Source organism: Okeania sp. SIO2F5, from assembly GCF_010692685.1.
Taxonomy (GTDB): Bacteria; Cyanobacteriota; Cyanobacteriia; order Cyanobacteriales; family Microcoleaceae; genus Okeania; species Okeania hirsuta.
In genome coordinates this window covers 1-16,837 of record NZ_JAAHGU010000151.1, presented here as the reverse complement: position 1 = coordinate 16,837, position 16,837 = coordinate 1, and the positions used below count along the sequence as shown (strand labels likewise).

The window sequence follows — 16,837 nt, the reverse complement described above, 5'->3', positions numbered from 1 at the left end:
CATCCTTAAAACTTTAACCTTTAGCGATCGCCTAATTTATGAAAAATACAGCTCATACAGTTACTTTTATGTTACATTATCAATATTTATGTAATATGTAAAGATGCCAGCGCTCATTGCTATATCTCTCCCCAAATCTTCCCTCTTAACCTTTTCTCTCTTACCTTCTGTCTCCTGTCTCCAGTATAGCTGTCTCCTAGTCAAAAAAACTTGATATTTATATGAAGATACGGTTAGGGGTTCTATAAATAACTGTTGTGGGAAGTCAGAAGTCAGGAGTCAGGAGGAGAGAGAATTACAAAGATGAGCGTAGTTATGACAATTGAAGAATTTTTTTATGTCTAATAAAACGGATTTGATATAATTAATTCTTTCCGTCTACTCCCTACTCCCTACTTCCCTACTCCTGAAAAATACTTTTTCAGCAAACCCTAATTATCTCGGTAAGGTTTAAAAATATTCTGATTTGTCAGCTCTAATTGGTGGGTTGTTTTTAATAATTGAAGGTTGAAGATATATATCAATTTAAACTAGAACTCATATAGCAATCAGGAATCAGATGTGAGAATTGAGATGTTCCTTTAAAGTATAGAATATAGCAGTTATCTTACTCATATATATTTGTTTTTTTCTTATTCTTTGTTGCCTGTTGCCTGTTGCCTGTTGCCTAAAAATCTCCAATATCTCACAACTAAAATCACATTGCTATATAATATTTTGACATAAACTCCAGAGTCAAATTTTGAAGACTTTCATCTAGAAACTCCCATATTTTCTCAGTAATAGATTCTGGTACAGCTCCATAAAATGCTTGATCAATACCTCCAGCAATACAAGCAATAGTGTCACTATCTCCACCTATAGAAACAGCATTTCTAATTGCATCTTCAAAATCTGTAGATTCTAAAAAACAAATTATTGCTTGGGGAACGGAACCTTGACAAGAAACATCAAATTTATAAGTAGGTCTAATTTATGCTAAAGTTTGACTCAAATTATAGTTAAAATTACTCTCAATATAAGACTTTATTTCATCCTTACTTTTTCCTATTCTAGCAAGAAAGATTACTGCTGCTGTAGCTTGAGCACCCTTAATTCCTTCTGGGTGGTTATGGGTAATTTCTGCACTCTTTTTTGCCTCCATTAATACTGTTTCCAAGTCATTAAAAGCAAATCCCACTGGACTAACTCGCATTGCTGACCCATTACCCCAACTATAATAAGGTTGCTTACTATCAGATTTATTCCACTGTCTAAAATTGAAGCCATAACCTGCGTAAGGATAGCGACGAAAATACTCTTTAACTGTATCAATATATTCGCGATTATTGAAGATAGAATCCGCAACTGCTACGGTCATAACTGTATCATCTGTAAATTGACTTTGACTACTAAATAGGGGAAAATCTTTGATTTTAATATTATTATGTTCATAGACAGATCCGATAATATCACCAGCTATTGCTCCTAACATTTTGCTCTTACCTTTATTTATTTAATTAACATTTTAACAAAAAAAGCAACAAAGTAAATATTTGCTTTGCTGCTTAATTCCATGGAGACTTCTGGTAATACAACAGATTTATGATTAAGATTAAGTAGATAAGCATAAATAAACCATTTTTTAACGTTTAATTAGAGCCACCTACTTATCATCTGTAAATCCTGTTTTACTTTTGTCATTCAATAGACCTCTTGCAAAAGTTTTAATTAAATAAATTCAAGATCTGAAATTCTTGATTTCATCCCCCTATTCCCTATTCCCTAACTTCTGCAAGAAGTCTAATTACTTTTTATAGCTTTTAATTGTTGGCGAAATGCCTCTAATTGTTGTTGATCCTCAGCAGTCATTTTTTCCTTATTTTCCAACTCTAAAATCTTTTTAGCTAGGTCTAATTCCCGAATCGGATTCCAAGTTTTATCATTTGCTTGAGCAAAACCAGACCAACCATGAGGTTCGAGAACTTTTGCTTCTTTATAGTTATAGAAAAAATCACGAATTTTCTGTTTTAAATCTGCTGGTAAATCTTGACGATAAGCAATTGGGTCGCTAGGAATTAAAGTAGAAGTCCAGATAGTTTCTATATTAGCTCTTGCTTTTGGATTTGTTTTTTGGAGTCGGTCTAAAGCTTCATTATTATTAGTAGCTACATCTACTTGATTATTAGCTATTGCTAAAGCTGTTGCTTCGTGACTGCCGGAAAAAATTAAGCGTTTAAATGCTTTTTTGGGGTCAACTTCGTTTTGAGCAAAAACATAGTAACTCGGTACTAAAAAACCGGATGTAGAGTTCGGGTCATTAAAAGCAAAAGTTAAATTACTTGCATTTTTAATCACATATTTATCGCCTCCCATTGCTTTAGCTTCAGCAACTATAGGATTATCTTTGTTAGTAATTAAATGAGAGTAATAACCTTTACCACCTTCTGTATCTACTACCTGGGCAAAAGCTTCAGCATTAGAACGTTTTGCTGCTTCAATATAGGATTTTCCTCCATACCAAGCTAGGTGGACATCCCCAGTTCGCATGGCTTCAATTACTGCTACATATTGAGTCACATAAAATGCTTTAACTGGTAAACCAATAGAATCAGAAAGTGCTTTGATAAAGGGTTCCCAAATGGGTCTTTGATTACTTTGAGATTCGGTGGAAATAATGCCAAATTTTAGTTCTTTTACCTGAGCTAATGTTTGGGGTGAGAAAGTTAAATTAGCTAATTTTGCTCCGGCTAAAGATAGAGCAAATAGAGATGAATTTTTAACAAATTTACGTCGTTCCATAGGGTTCTTTTCTCTGGAAATATTAGTAGTTGTCAGTTATAGTTTGGTACCAATCAGCTTTTGTGTTTTTTTACAGACAGATTTGTCCGTCGATCGATTATCCTATATTAATGTTAAGCCTTGGTTAAGCTCCCTTTCGAGAATTTTTGAGTTAGAAATTGGCGATCGCTACGAAATAAATACTAGCTATTAAACAGCTATAGCTCAGTAGCAATGAGCTTTTGTTTTTTCAGAGACAGGTCAATCTGTCTAATACATTATTAGAGTGCCGCTACGCGGAAGTTAAAAGTCAATCATTTTTGATTTGTAATTGTTTTAGGATTTTGTAACTGGTCAGTTATTTCCACCATCCTCCACTAGATTAATGTTAAGCTTTGGTTAAGTTCATTTTCTAGGATTTTTGAATTAGAAATTAGCGATTGCTACGAGATAAATAATATCTATAGCAATCCTATTTTATTCGTGTCAAAAATCTTACTGCTTTTCAGGGAACACTTAACTGGGAACACTTAACTGGTAAGAGTTTCAGTTTTTTTATTTACTTTTTGATTTGTCACGACCTATTTAGGATTGCTATATGAAACAGCATCATCGCAATAATTTTCGGCTATCAAGTTTTGCTGATTTTATTGACTGTTAATAATTGAAAAATGACACTTAATTAGACTTTTTGATAAATAAAGTTTATAGCAGTATGAGCTGCTATATAATTTTTTTTATGCAGTTAAGGTATTTTCTGAGCAGCTAGGAAAAATTCTATCAGGCACGCTTTAACGAAAAAAAATTCCCACCATAATCTTAAAGTTTGGTAGAGAATAATGTTAATTAGTTGTTAGCTGAAAGGCTGGAAATAACTAACTCTAATAATTAAGAAAATGCAGTTCTATCTAGTTGGTCTAATTGCTGAATAAATTCTATTTCACCAGATTCTATTCCGTCTTGGTAAATTACTTTCTCACAAATATAAAAGGCTAAGTGCTTTTGAGAGGGGTCTAAAGACCGCAAGGCATCCAAACCAGAATGAAGAGCTGCTTCAGAATGGTTTGCAAATCCTTGATTCTCAAAAGTCTCTATACAGCGGTCCAGTATCTTTCTTACCTGCTCTTGTGGAGTGTTCAACAGATCGGAACCCATCTCCACAATTAAGTTTTTTTCCTGGTCACTGGCATGACCATCTACAACAGAGGCCAAAGCAGCCAATTGGATAATATTGTTAACAGAAACAAGATTCATATTTTTCTCCATGAAAGTGATGGGAGAAGTGGTTATTTGTTGGGGTAATTACATCAATAACTAACCAATCTCCTTACTACTCAGACTAAATCAAAATTATAAATTTTCAGTTAATTCATTCATCAATATTTAGATTTTGCAGAAAATATTCCGATGACAATTAAAAATTATGGCTTTGGTAATTGGTAAGATGATTTTCTACTAGGGGTGATACCCATCACTCACTTTGGTAAAATATTTAGAGGTATCAGAAACAGACTACTCTTAAAGTTTCATCTCTTGATTTACCAAGGCAAAAATTATCATTACTTCTAATAAATTAATTTTTCCTATTACCGTTAAGATTTTTTATTTCACAAGTCATATAAAGCACATTTTATTAGGAATAAATAAATATAGTATAAAAGTTGAAGCAAAGAGTGCGGAAATACAGCAGATTCCACCAAAGGTGAGGTACACCCCGAAGCGGGCAAGATGCCCGCACTACAAACATTCAATTGTTAATCTCTGTACTTTATATACTTAGAGTCTGCTGTATCAAAAGCTTAAAACTCAGACAAAGCCAGATTTTTCCTTTTTGCTTATTGCTTCTTCCTTCTTTCTTCTGCTATATAAAAAACTCTCCACCATAATGTAATATTTGGTAGAGAATAATGTTAATTACTTGTTAATTGAAAAACTGTAAAAAGTTAATTCTAATAATTAAGAAAATACCAATCTGTGTAATTGGAAAAAGAATCTCATTTCAGACTCTTTTACTTCTTTGTCTATGTGAATTACTTTATAGCAAATGTGAAAGGCTAGATGCTTCTCAGAATCTGTTAAAGGCTTTAATGCCTCCAAAGCAAAATTAAGTGCTGTTCCAGGATTGTTTGCAGCACCTTTAGATTGATAAATTCCAATACATAGGTTGATAAAGGGTCTTACTTCATCTGGAGAAGTTCTCAACAGATAGGAACCATCATCAACAATGAAGTTCTTTTCTTGTTCAGAGGCTTGACCATCTACAACAGTAGCTAGCGCAGCCAATTTTAAAATATTTTCAGCAGTAGGATTCATAATTCCCTTCCATTAAAGTGATTAGAGAAGTGGTTATTCATTGAGGTAATTACATCAATAACTAACTAATCTTCTTACTACTCAGCCTAAATCAAAATCATCAATTTTCAGTTAATTCACTTATCAATATTTGGCAAAAAATATTTCGATGACAATTAGAAATTCTCATAACTTCCGGTCAACTAATTTTTCCTATTTGTAGTCAAATAATGTTTTCTCAAAAATATAAATAATATATAAATTTTTATTACTTCTAAGTCAGTATTTTGATATAGTAATTATTTATATTTATTTATGCTAATATAATTAGATCTCTTGCCAAAGTTCCAAGAATGAAAATCAATCAAAATCAACTCAAAAATTACCTTTGATTCCTCTAATCACAGCCATTTATTATCTGCTAACCCACTCATAAATCAATAATTATTAAATCTCAAAAAATCAGTAAAATTATTAACTATAAATACCTAAATTATATTTTTAGTGTTTCTCTATACATTGCTATAACTAAAATTATCTCTTGGGCCGAGGTTTATTTACCAGGAGCTGGTTGGGTTGTTCTAGACCTCACCTCTGGTTTTTTGACAGCAGAAAATCACATTCCTCTGGTCTGTACTCCCGAACCCACTGCAGCAAACCCAGTAAGAGGCACCACCGAACCTTCCGAGTCTAACCTGGAATTTTCCGTTACTGTTTCTCGCTATCAAGAAAAACCCAGACCTACCAAACCTTATACCGAAACGCAATGGCAAAAAATTAACACCCTTGGTCGGCAAGTAGAGGAAAAACTAAGACGTTTGGGTTTGGGGTTAACTACCGGAGGGGAGCCAACCTTTATTTCTATTGATGATTTTGAATCACCTCAATGGCGAGTAGAAGCGTTTATTCAATGGCGACAAATAGCTGGATTTAGAGATGTTCTGGTTCATAACTATTTAAACATTAATCTAAATCGAGTTTGGGGTGTATAGCGCTACGCGCAAGGCAAAAGTCAAAAAGTAAAAGTCAAAAATAATCGATGACTGAGTGTGATAATTTAGAAATGTCCTCACCTTTATTTAAATTTCTATAATTGAAAAGGATTTATCTATCTCTTAAAGAAAAAGTTGAAAATTTACTATCGTCTTAAAATTAATTTTTTTTTATTTTTAAGTAGATATAAACAGGAAATAAATATGTTGAAATCGTTGAGTATAAATAATTTTCGTTGTTTCCAATCTTTTGAACTTAAGCAACTTAGCAGAGTTAATTTATTGGTAGGAATGAATAATAGTGGAAAAACTTCAATTTTAGAAGCTATTCAACTTTTATATTGCTCGTACCAACCCGAACAATTCCAGAAAATTATGTTTTATCGAGGAGAGTTTTTATTGAAAGAACGCTCTAAACAGCTAGATATTTGTCACCTTTTCTATGGACGTGAAATTTCAGTAGGAAGCAAATTTTCTATAGTAGGAACTAATGATAAATATCAGGAAAATCTAATTGCTTCAATACAAGTAGATTCACCGAATAAATTGGATGAAAAAAAAGCTTTATTCGATGATTCAGAAGAATTGAGTTCTGAATTGGATAATTCAGAAGAAATTACTGATGAACTAGAAATAGATGAATTAGAAGATATTTTTTTTATGCTTGATTGGAAAAAAAAAGAAGTTAGCATAAGACGCAGATTATCACCAGATGGAGGTATGGATATTCGTATGTTAAGGTCATCTAGAATAGCTACAAAAGCAGTTACAAAATCTCAATTTATTACACCTTTATCTTTAGATATTAACGAAATTACTCAATTATTTGATGAAATTGTCTTAACACCAGAGGAAACATTGACCCTAGAAGCACTGCAAATTATTGAACCTAAAATTGAACGTATTGCTTCAATTAGCCTTGAAAAATATGGTTCTAATAGTAGAATTGTAGGAGCAAGAAGTGGGTTTAGAGTAAAAGTTTCTGACCAAAAACAACCCATACCTATTGGTAGTATGGGAGAAGGAATATGGCGAATTTTAGCATTAGCGATCGCTCTTGTTTCTGCTCAAGGTGGAGTGTTACTTGTAGATGAAATTGATACGGGTTTACATTTTTCTACAATGTCTGATATGTGGAAACTTATTTGGAAAACAGCAAAAAAATTAGATGTTCAAGTATTTGCTACTACTCATAATAGTGATTGTTGGAGTAGTCTTGCTGATGTTATTCAAAATGAAGATTTAGAGGGTGAAGAAATTACAATTCACAGAATAGAAGCTAATAAAAATGCTTCTGTAGTTTTCACAGAACCTGAAATTGTTATTGCCGCACAACGTCACATCGAGGTGCGATAGTAATGGCAACAAAAACAAGAAAATTACCTCCTAAAAATAAACTATTGGTAGAGGGTGCTGAGGATCAAAGAGTTTTCCATATTTGATAGAAGCTAATGATATTCCTTGGGAAGATCAAAATAAACAACCATTTGTATATATTGAATCCTGTGATGGCATAGAAAAACTACTAAATAAAAATGTAATTTCTACAGAGTTAAAAGCATCTGGACTTTCTGCATTAGGTCTAATGGTTGATGCAGATGATAATTCAAAGGATAGATGGCAAAGTATTAGAAATGTTTGTTTACCAAGTCTTCCTGATTTTCCTGAAAATTTACCAGAAATAGGTCTAATTCATCAGACAAGTTTTGGTGTTAAATTTAGAGTTTGGGTGATGCCAGATAATAAAATTTCTGGAATGTTAGAAACATTTCTGACTTATATAATTCCTGACGAAAAAGAATTGCTTTGGAATTATGCACAAACAGCAGTTAAATAAGCTAAAAATCAAGGTGCGCCATTCATAGAAAATCATACTGATAAACCTAATATTCATACATGGTTAGCATGGCAAAATACTCCCGGTCGCCAATTACATAATGCTGTTATGGAAAGAATATTAAATCCCAAACATCCCCAAGCTCAAATATTTATTAACTGGTTTAAAACATTATATGACTTGTAAAATTTATTAAATTTAATTTTAACTATGGCAATCATTGTCGAATTTGTAAAAAATCCCAAAATAGATAAACAGTCTCAAAATTTTACTTTTGTTAGCTCTCTCCTTTTTTCAGGATATTTTCTACAAAACTCAAATATGACTCCCATATCAAAATTATGAGTTATACAAATTGAAGTTATCTATAAAATTATTTATAGTCATTCTGAATAAGACTGGAACACTTTTTTAGGTGAAACTCTTTCAAGGTAAGAAACCCTTGTCTCAATCTTAACTGGAATGACTATATAATTTATATAACTCTCAAGATAGGAGCAATCGCCTGACGAAATTGACAAAATCCTATACCAGTTAACTGTTTAATTTATCTGTTAATTATTAATTGTTGAACTCAACATATCTCGTACTGCCATTAAAATTTTGCCTAATTTATTTTTCCCACTACCATCTTTTCTCTGACCCCAATATAAATCCACGGGAGATTTATAAACAATTTCTTCATTCCCAGTAGACAGTAATATTTCCCGAATCTCAGAATTAGTAGCAAATTTGTTGAATACTGACTTTTGCATAATATCATATTTTACCTGTTCCCAATCTGAACGTAATGGGCGTTTGCGATCGCCTCCCAGATTTGCTGCTTCTCCTGGTGTTGCTGCTAAACGAATTTCATCAGCATCAGGCATACCTGGAAATTTTTGAGCTTGAAAATAATGTTCGCTAGTTGGCCACCAATAACCATCTAATTCAAAACCATGAGCAGAACAATTGGAAAAACAACCGTATCTGCTCAGAGTGCTATAAAATGAAATTGCCATAATATCAATTTGATAAATGTTTGCTACAAATAGCTAGGATATTTTTTAGGAGTCATGAAGTCAGGAGTCAGGAGTCAGGAGTCAGGAGGAATTAGAAAGATTTATTCGTACAATAAAAAAATGATAAATTCCATAAATTCTAAAAATTCAACTTTTTTCCCTCTTTTTTATTATGTTTTTCTTTCCCAGTTAAGTTTTCCCTAGGGCAATCAAACTTTGTACCTCCAAGACTCGAAAACTGCTGTAAGTTTTTTCATACTTTTAAACCTTCTTCCTTCTTACTTACCGAAAAATTGTGGTTTAAAGCCTCTCCTTTTAAGGGGATAATAAAGAAAAATTTTTTTTTGAGTCAATCCTATCAGTTTTAAAGGAGAGGTAATTGTTAATTATTAATTATTAATGATTAATGATTAATTGTTGAACTTACCAGGTGACTCGATCGCTTAACTTATCTAATATTTGAGGTCCAATTCCAGACACTTGGTCTAGGTCAGCTAAAGATGTAAAAGGTTTATTTTGTCTAGCTTGAATAATCCGCTCTGCTAATTTTGGTCCAACACCAGGTAATGTTTCCAATTCTTTAGCAGTAGCTGTATTGAGATTAATCTTAGTGTTAGTATCTATTGTCGGATTTTCAGTTTCTGTTAATAGATCGCCACATTCTTTTTGTTGTTTCTCTACTTTTTTAATCAACCAGGATGGTATACCCAGAGTAGCTGTTTGATAAAGTCTTTGAAATTCACGGTCAAAATGAGCTGCTACTTTAGAATTTTCAATTATCAATAAAGTTTCATCGTTGTTTTTATTAGCTGCTTCAGTCCAATTGTGAGAACCAGTTATTACAATCGAATTATCAATAATTCCGAATTTGTGATGCAGGCGATCGCCAGGGGGTAAATTTGGTACTCCTACTGTAAAAATTGGTTTTTCCCAAGTCCGATTATCTGCTTCATATTTACATTTATTAGCCAAGGCAATACCCATCATATCTAATCCTTCACTATAATAGCGATAGGCAAAACTTGGATCGATTAAACCTTGAATTAATACTCCTTTTTTAGATTGATTTTCTAGAGTATTAACTAATGGTTGTGATGAAAATACAAAGAGGGATAAATCAACAGATTTTTGTGCTAATTCTAATGTTTGATTAATTAAACCATTAGTACTTTGTTGCCAAGATTTAGTATTAGAAATAGGAGAAAACTTTACTGCCACTTTCGTATCTCCAATAAATATTTGTCTGACAGGTCTAAATGGTTTTTTCACGCCAAATTTACTATCCTGTTTTCTACCAGGCCCGTCTCCCCATAAGAGATTAAATTCCTCTGTGAACAGTTCAGCTAATTCAGAACTTTCTATTTTTAAAAGATTATTAGCATTTCCTCTACTCATAGATTCTGAAAAATCTCCATGAATACCGCTATTAGTAAAATTAGCTGAAGTAACAATAATAGTTTGACCGTCCACAACCACAAATTTGTGGTGCATAAGGCCACTACCCTTAGAACCATCGGCAGTGTCATCAATCAAGGGAACCCCTGCATTAGTTAAGATCACAAGAGCATCACTGCCGTTAATTTCATCTTGACTAAGATAACCATCCATGTTGTTATCAGCAAGCTGAAAAAATTCTATGTAGCGTTCGTGTTCCCGTTCAGATAGTTGAGTTACTTCAAATTCAGTCAAGCTTCCCCAAGAACGATTGTAGGTGTTTTCAATAATTACTCGTACCTTTATCCCTGCTTGATAACGTTCGACCAAAGCTTGAGCAATACCAGGTAAACGTAACTCTTGAACCGCCACATCTACACTAGAAGTAGCATTAGCAATAGTATCAATGATTATTTCCTCAAGATTATCTCCCAACCTAGTTTGCTGGCGATCAGACTCAGTATAGGTTGAAGCTTGGGACTGATTAAAATAAGCTTCAATTAAGGGGTCTTGTGGTAATTGGGGAAAATGAGGAACTAACTGCTGATTTGTATTCTGACAAGCAGTGAGACTCAGAACCAATAGTAAAATATAAACAAAGCGCAGTTGAGTAGAAAAAAATAGCACTGATTTAAGGAAAGCCAATATCCTATTAGTTAGGGTGAGATAGTTCACAAGGGTAGGTTTTTTACTTTCTGGTTGGACTAGACTTGGAGGACAAAGATGACTTGGGAGAAAAAAGCGTAGATATTATGAGTTTGAATGTATTTCTGCTTACCGAAAAATTGTGGTCTAAAGTCTCCTCTTTTAAGGGGATAAAAAAGAGAATATTTCTGATATCAAGTCTCCTTATTGCAGAGGTACTGTTAACGCAGTTCCGACCATAGGAGGCTAAATGATAACTGAAATGACTTGTCCACTTTTCCCCCTACAGAAATCTTAGCAAAAGTCCCCCTGAAAGGGCTATGGTTTATAAACATATTTCTTAAGATAAAACTTGACAAAAGAGGGAAGTTATGTAAATGCCATTAAATGAATATTTTGGTAACGTATTTAATTTAGAGGCTTTTCTCCCCTCATCTCCCCAGGGCTAATTTTTTGTCGTCAGATAATATTTATATGAATTATGAAATACATTTAATTGTGCAAATATACGAATCTCCCCCCTCCTGTGAGGAGGGCTGTTTCAAAGTATAGTATATTAACGATTTAGGGAGAACGGGAGATGAGGGAATAGGGAAACACTGAAATTTACTAAAATTTGCCGATTTTTTAGCCAATAGCTGTAGTTAAACTCTGAGAGGATATCTGGTTCAACGTCGCTTAAATGACAAAAATTCGTATTTTTGACCTTCAAGGATAATTGATAAATTTGACTGAAATCCTGACTATGTGTGCCAAAATTTCCTAGTTATCCCCATCTATCTATCTCCCTCTCTGTTTTTCGCATCGGATGAAACAGCCTTGCCCTCCTGGAAGGAGTTAGGGGTGGTTGCCCATCTCCCTATCAATTTTTCTCTAGTGACAATGAATGAGTCCTGCCCCATCTCCCCACCTCCCCATCTCCATGAGGTACAAAAAACTAGGATTTGATATTGCTTTCCGTTCCGGACTGCTCCTGCAAACCCTGTAGGTCGCTTCGGACAAAAATTAGGTTGCAGGTGCGTAAGCCCTATTAACTAAAGAACTACACTAATTTATAATACCTAGTGCAGTGGCCTGAATCTTAAACATTTTTGTTCGTTCTATTTGAATCATTAGAAAATATTGATGTTGAATATTGTGTCATAATGGCCGATAATGTTAAATTGAGAGTGGACTATGATGCTACTAAAGTGTAATCAGTAGTTTGTGGATTTTTCAATCAGGTCTTGAACAAAATATTTAACGATGACCAAAACTGAGAGATCTTGGTAACAACTAACTTTGCTGTTTTATGCCGAAAAGAAAAAGGACTTTTCCGTGTGGCCATAAGGGATATGGGAGAAAATGCCATCGTTGTGAACAACAGGAGATGGCAAAGCAAAGAGTTGATGAAGAAATAGCGGAAAAGCGAGAAAAAAAGTTAGAATGGGAAGCTTCTTTCGATGGTGATTTGATAGACTTGAGAGGTTTACCGGATTATGTAGTGGTCAAAGCCAGGGCAATTATTTCTGCGTTAAACAATAATCAAAGCTATCGAGAATTTGGAGGTAAACGGCTCCGCCATAATCGTTTCATAGTAAGTATACCTGTTACCCGCAACTATAGAATGATTTGTCAAGATTATGGGAATTTTGTAATACCACAGAAAGTTATGTCACATGAAGATTATAATGTTTGTAAACCTAAGTAGCTAGTAACTTTTTAGTATTTAAAAGTCAAAGGTCTAGAAGTACATAAATCATAGAGGATATCTTATAAAGATAATAGCACAAGAAAGAAGGAAGAAAGAAAAATCTTGCGTTGTCTGAGTTTTAAGCTTTTGAGATGTCCGCGCCCTTTGCTCCGACTGCTATAACTATTGAAAGTATAGAAATACCTGAGTAACAATAGCCACATTAAAAAGAATTCAGATATATAAAACCCATTTGGTATCTTTGCCAATATTAATTTTTTTGAACAGGAGTCAGGAGTACTGAGTCAGAAGTCAGGAGATGGAGGGAGGGAATACAGGAAAAAGCGGATGTGACCCCGCGCCGTCGCACGGCGCAAGCGGTCGATATTCGGAGCTTCCCGTAGGGTGGGATGGCATTTTGCTCCGCAACATGTAAAGCGTTAGCGTTTGCACAGCATTCCCATAGGAAAGCTCCTACTCTGGAGGAAAGAGGCAGCGGCTCTGTCACTCTTCGGGTCTCCTCGCCATATTCAGACCAAGACAGGGGTCAGATCCCGCGTCGGTGTCAGACGCAAGGGAATGCTGACCAAGAGAGGGAACGCCCACTAAGCAGGTTGAACAATCCTCCATCCAATACTACCCATACCCATCTCCCCATCTTCTTTTTAAATAGATCTCAAGTGGCTTCTATTGCAGTCCTATTATAATTGTGTAGAGAATATCTGGGAATTTACAGAGTAGATATATCAGCTAATTTTGCCCCCCGACTGAAACAATTCTTATCTTTTTCTTTTGGGTTTAATACTCCGCCGTCTAAACAATGTTTACGAGTTTCCTTTTTCCTCCTTCCTTGTTCCTTCTTAAACTACTTTTTCACTCTTTCATCTCAAAACTTCTGTGGGGATATTTTGACTATATTGTAGAAGTTAAAAATCAAAACTGATAGACATGATGCAAATTTATCTAGACTATAGTGCCACAACACCGACAAGGCCAGAAGCGATCACTGCTATGCAACAAGCTTTTACCCAACAGTGGGGTAATCCATCTAGCTTACATACATGGGGCCAGAGGTCGGCAACATTAGTAGAGAGGGCAAGAATAAAAGTGGCTAATCTGATCGATACAGTGCCAGAGTCAATTATTTTTACTTCTGGGGGGACTGAAGCTGATAATATGGCAATCATGGGCGTGGCACGTTGCTATGAAAAACCCCAACATATCATTATCTCTAGTGTAGAACATTCTGCAATTTCAGAACCAGCAAGAATGTTAGAAAATTGGGGTTGGCAAGTTACAAGATTACCTGTCAATAGACAAGCAAGGGTAGATCCAGAAAAACTACAAGCAGCATTACAAGCAAATACAGTTTTAGTATCAATAATTTATGGTCAAAGTGAAGTAGGCACTCTCCAACCTATTGAGGAACTAGGTAATATTTGTCGTTCTCATGGGGTTTTATTTCATACTGATGCCGTTCAGGTGGTAGGACGTTTACCAATAGATGTACAAAAACTGCCAGTAGATTTATTATCTTTATCAAGTCATAAAATTTATGGTCCTCAAGGTGTGGGGGCGCTTTATATCAGGGAAGGTGTAGAGCTAGTACCTATTTTGACTGGTGGTGGCCAGGAGTTGAAATTACGTTCTGGTACTCAGGCCGTAGCAGCGATCGCTGGTTTTGGAGTGGCAGCAGAATTAGCGGATGAGGAAATGACGACAGAAACATTAAGGTTAATCAGATTGCGCGATCGCTTATTTGAACAGATGGCACAAACTCCTTATGTAATTTCTACTGGGGATAGATGGCACAGACTACCTCATCATGTTAGTTTCTGCATTGTTCCCCCAGAAGTTGAAATAGAGGAAACGGAAGATAAAATTACAGGTAAAACTTTGGTGCGACAGTTAAACTTGGCTGGAATTGGTATTAGTGCTGGTTCAGCTTGTCATAGTGGAAAGGTAACTCCAAGTCCAATATTACTGGCAATGGGATATACAGAAGAGGCTGCAACTAGAGGTATTCGTTTAACATTAGGGCGAGAAACAACGGAAGCAGATATTGATTGGACAGCAATGGTACTGAAACAAATTTTGGAAAGACTGATGCCTAGAAAACTTGCTATTGTGAATTAAAAATAAATATACCATTTCAGGAGTCAGGAGTCAACCCACCCCTAACCCCTCCCAGGAGGGGAAGTCAGGAGTCAGGAGAAAAGAAGAAGGACAAGGAGAAGAAAGTTTTTTTATAGCTAATTAAACGGATATGATATTAAGTATCAATGATATCATGTCCGTTGGGGCGCGTTTGTGTAAACCCAAGCATGAATATATGAATATATATAGCAAATTGAAGTTTTTTCTTGCTCTTAATTTAAGCCTTCCTACCTCTTGCCTCTTGCCTCTTCCTTCTTCCTTCTTCCTTACCTTCGCACTTACAATACCGATGCTACCGGACATAATCTGACAAATAATTTTGTCTTACTCTCTCTCTGTAGGCAAGGAATTAGGATATGTATATTGTGATCGCTTTATTCAAAGTAAAAGTAGTACAAATTTCAACTATATTAATTATTCCCAATATGATTTGTTCAATGGGAGTATTTAGTCTTTCATAACTTTTGTTATTTTGAAACTTAGTATTAATGTGCAAAAAATACTATTACTTAATATCAAGCACATTAGTCAAAAAAGTAGTAATTATCTTTTTCTTTCTGAGTTTAACACCCCGCCGTCTACAGGGTGTTTACAATTCGTTGGGTTTTGAGTCCCCATTCACTTTTTCCTCCTTCCTTTTTCCTCCTTTCTTCTTCCTTATTAAACAAGTCTAAAAATATTATATAATTTGAATGTTAATTTTCAGTTTGAACTAAGATTAACAAAGAAAATATACCAATAAGTCATAATCTCAGAATTCGGAGAAAAAAATTGAAAAATCAACAACAAAGTTTACAAACAGTAATATTAGCAACCGTGTCATCATTAATATTGCTAATTGGCTTCAATTCCTTTGTAATTATTAATCCTGGTCAAGCTGGTGTTATTAGTATTTTAGGTAAAGCTAGAGATGGCGCTCTCTTAGAAGGCATTCACTTTAAACCTCCTTTGATTTCTCAAGTTGATATCTATGATGTGACTGTACAAAAGTTTGAAGTTCCAGCCCAAAGTTCTACAAAAGATTTACAACAATTATCAGCAAGTTTTGCAATTAACTTTCGCTTAGACCCTATGTTAGTAGTAAAAATCAGAAGAGAACAAGGAACTCTACAAAATTTAGTTGCTAAAGTAATTGCACCACAAACTCAAGAATCTTTTAAAATTGCTGCAGCTAGAAGAACTGTTGAAGAAGCTATTACTCAAAGGGAAGAATTGAAAGCAGACTTTGATAATGCTTTAGGTTCTCGTTTAGATAAATATGGCATTCTTGTGTTAGATACTAGCGTAATTGATTTAACATTTTCTCCTGAATTTGCTAAAGCAGTTGAAGAGAAGCAAATTGCTGAACAAAAAGCACAACGAGCAGTATATGTTGCTGCAGAAGCAGAACAAGAAGCTCAGGCATACATTAACCGTGCAAAGGGTAAAGCAGAAGCTCAAAAACTATTAGCTGAAACACTAAAAGCACAAGGTGGTGAGTTGGTTTTACAAAAAGAAGCGATCGAAGCTTGGAAAGCAGGTGGTTCTCAGATGCCTAAAGTTTTAATTCTGGGAAATGACAAATCTCAAACAGCTCCTTTTATTTTCAATCTTGATAATTTGGATGAAAATCAATAGCAGGGAATAGGGAACAGGGAATAGGGAACAGCGAAAAACATTGGCGTTGCTGAGTGGTAATGATTTTTAGATTAAGTATCAACGCTAAACATCGGTTTTTCAATTTTACCTTCAGTTACTTAACATTACATTTCAGCAATGCCAAAGCATTTCCCTGTCTGAGGTTCATTATTAGCATAAGTCCTAAGCGACTTGTTCCTTGCTATAAATTAAAAAATTAAAGTATAGGAGGATATTTTTTTCAAGAAATCTCTTAGTTATAGCAATGAGCGCTGGCATCTTTACATGTTACATAGATATTTGCAATGTAATATAAAAGTAACTGTATGAGCTGTATTTTTCATAAATTAGGCGATCGCTAAACCTTAAAGTTTTAAGGATGTCTGTAATGGTATTGATAATTTACAGTTTATAGCTTGAAATTGTTTAC

At 34.5% G+C, this 16,837-nt stretch carries 12 protein-coding genes and 2 pseudogenes; 8 read left to right on the top strand and 6 right to left on the bottom strand.

Annotated features, from left to right (window positions below):
• Window positions 1–697 precede the first annotated feature (697 nt).
• Both F6K27_RS28250 and phnD read right to left on the bottom strand, forming a co-directional pair.
• Window positions 698–1,474: pseudogene (locus F6K27_RS28250) on the bottom strand (ADP-ribosylglycohydrolase family protein).
• Window positions 1,475–1,782: 308 nt separating this feature from the next.
• Window positions 1,783–2,781 carry a phosphonate ABC transporter substrate-binding protein gene (gene phnD, locus F6K27_RS28245; protein WP_287279341.1) on the bottom strand — a complete coding sequence of 333 codons (999 nt, stop codon included), beginning with the start codon at window positions 2,779–2,781 and terminating at the stop codon, window positions 1,783–1,785.
• 43 nt (window positions 2,782–2,824) lie between these two features.
• Between phnD and F6K27_RS28240 the strand changes: the two genes are divergently transcribed.
• Window positions 2,825–2,974 carry a hypothetical protein gene (locus F6K27_RS28240; RefSeq protein WP_161564402.1) on the top strand — a complete coding sequence of 50 codons (150 nt, stop codon included), beginning with the start codon at window positions 2,825–2,827 and terminating at the stop codon, window positions 2,972–2,974.
• Window positions 2,975–3,648: 674 nt separating this feature from the next.
• Here the strand turns inward: F6K27_RS28240 and F6K27_RS28235 are convergent.
• Window positions 3,649–4,014, bottom strand: coding sequence for a hypothetical protein (locus tag F6K27_RS28235; protein ID WP_287279342.1), 366 nt, complete (start codon window positions 4,012–4,014; stop codon window positions 3,649–3,651).
• A gap of 702 nt (window positions 4,015–4,716) precedes the next feature.
• Complete coding sequence (locus tag F6K27_RS28230; RefSeq protein ID WP_287279343.1) at window positions 4,717–5,073, bottom strand: hypothetical protein; 357 nt, start codon at window positions 5,071–5,073, stop codon at window positions 4,717–4,719.
• Window positions 5,074–5,654: 581 nt separating this feature from the next.
• On the opposite strand from F6K27_RS28230, the gene F6K27_RS28225 reads away from it, so the two are divergent.
• The 3 genes and pseudogenes from F6K27_RS28225 to F6K27_RS28215 all read left to right on the top strand — a co-directional run bounded on the left by F6K27_RS28225 (window position 5,655) and on the right by F6K27_RS28215 (window position 8,067).
• Window positions 5,655–6,044, top strand: coding sequence for a DUF86 domain-containing protein (locus tag F6K27_RS28225; protein WP_240038724.1), 390 nt, complete (start codon window positions 5,655–5,657; stop codon window positions 6,042–6,044).
• Between the two features lie 204 nt (window positions 6,045–6,248).
• Complete coding sequence (locus F6K27_RS28220) at window positions 6,249–7,400, top strand: ATP/GTP-binding protein (protein WP_287279344.1); 1,152 nt, start codon at window positions 6,249–6,251, stop codon at window positions 7,398–7,400.
• Window positions 7,401–7,482: 82 nt separating this feature from the next.
• Window positions 7,483–8,067: pseudogene (locus tag F6K27_RS28215) on the top strand (DUF3226 domain-containing protein).
• Between the two features lie 368 nt (window positions 8,068–8,435).
• Here F6K27_RS28215 and F6K27_RS28210 read toward each other — a convergent pair.
• Both F6K27_RS28210 and F6K27_RS28205 read right to left on the bottom strand, forming a co-directional pair.
• A complete protein-coding gene (locus tag F6K27_RS28210; protein ID WP_287279346.1) occupies window positions 8,436–8,882 on the bottom strand; it encodes an NADAR family protein in 447 nt (148 codons plus the stop codon).
• 423 nt (window positions 8,883–9,305) lie between these two features.
• Window positions 9,306–10,943: a DUF655 domain-containing protein gene (locus F6K27_RS28205; protein WP_287279347.1), complete on the bottom strand. Its 1,638-nt coding sequence runs from the start codon at window positions 10,941–10,943 to the stop codon at window positions 9,306–9,308.
• Between the two features lie 1,283 nt (window positions 10,944–12,226).
• Here F6K27_RS28205 and F6K27_RS28200 point away from each other — a divergent pair.
• From F6K27_RS28200 to F6K27_RS28185, 4 genes are all read left to right on the top strand, one after another.
• On the top strand, window positions 12,227–12,361 hold the full coding sequence (locus F6K27_RS28200) for a hypothetical protein (protein ID WP_275670255.1): 135 nt from the start codon (window positions 12,227–12,229) through the stop codon (window positions 12,359–12,361).
• Complete coding sequence (locus tag F6K27_RS28195) at window positions 12,331–12,651, top strand: hypothetical protein (RefSeq protein ID WP_287284708.1); 321 nt, start codon at window positions 12,331–12,333, stop codon at window positions 12,649–12,651. The genes F6K27_RS28200 and F6K27_RS28195 overlap by 31 nt, the downstream gene beginning before the upstream one ends.
• A 933-nt stretch (window positions 12,652–13,584) precedes the next feature.
• Entirely contained in the window at window positions 13,585–14,769 is a 1,185-nt protein-coding gene (locus tag F6K27_RS28190) for a cysteine desulfurase family protein (protein ID WP_287279350.1), read from the top strand.
• Between the two features lie 792 nt (window positions 14,770–15,561).
• On the top strand, window positions 15,562–16,407 hold the full coding sequence (locus F6K27_RS28185) for a prohibitin family protein (RefSeq protein ID WP_287279349.1): 846 nt from the start codon (window positions 15,562–15,564) through the stop codon (window positions 16,405–16,407).
• The last annotated feature ends 430 nt before the right edge of the window (window positions 16,408–16,837 follow it).